This window comes from Streptomyces bobili (genome assembly GCF_002154575.1).
Taxonomy (GTDB): domain Bacteria; phylum Actinomycetota; class Actinomycetes; order Streptomycetales; family Streptomycetaceae; genus Streptomyces; species Streptomyces bobili.
Genome location: NZ_MUBA01000421.1, coordinates 20,129 through 20,356 on the forward strand (window position 1 = coordinate 20,129; position 228 = coordinate 20,356).

Genomic DNA, 228 nt, shown 5'->3' on the forward strand with positions numbered 1-228 from the left:
CGGCGACGACGTTCCGGCCGCCCTCCTCGACTTCGCCCGCGGAGCCAACGCCACACAGATCGTCCTCGGCTCCTCGCGCCGCAAGGCATGGCAGTACGTCTTCGGGCCCGGCGTCGGTGCGACGGTCGCGCGCGACTCGGGACCCGATCTCGACGTGCACATCGTCACCCATGAGGAGGCGGCGAAGGGGCGGGGCCTCCCGGTGGCCAGGGGGGCGCTGCTGGGGCG

1 protein-coding gene is annotated in these 228 nt (G+C 74.1%); it reads left to right on the forward strand.

Annotated elements, in window-relative coordinates:
* Window positions 1-228: adenine nucleotide alpha hydrolase family protein (locus BZL64_RS41430; protein WP_244205527.1), on the forward strand; the 228-nt coding region annotated here is incomplete at both ends.